The following is a 245-nucleotide window of genomic DNA, read 5'->3' on the forward strand; positions in this document are numbered from 1 at the left end:
TAGCGCTTGAATTCGGTAATCTCGCCGCGCACGCGGATGCGGCCGAACGTGCCCTCGAGCACGCGGCGGATGGCGCCTGAAATCTCGGCCACCGAAAATTCGGGCGTATTGCCGCCCATGGCGCGGCACGGTCTCGCGGCTGGGGCTGAAGCCGGAGAACGGGGTGGAAGTCATCGCCACGGGCAAGATTTCCTCCTATGGCGAGCGCTCGTCGTACCAGATGGTGATCGACCGGCTGGAATATG

The 245-nt window shown here is 64.1% G+C and carries 1 pseudogene; it reads left to right on the forward strand.

Going from position 1 to position 245, the window contains the following annotated elements:
* Window positions 1–118: 118 nt before the first annotated feature.
* Window positions 119–245: pseudogene (locus HNW77_RS17435) on the forward strand (exodeoxyribonuclease VII large subunit); the annotation flags it as partial.

This window comes from Komagataeibacter melomenusus (assembly GCF_013155395.1).
In the GTDB taxonomy this organism is placed as follows: Bacteria; Pseudomonadota; Alphaproteobacteria; order Acetobacterales; family Acetobacteraceae; genus Komagataeibacter; species Komagataeibacter melomenusus.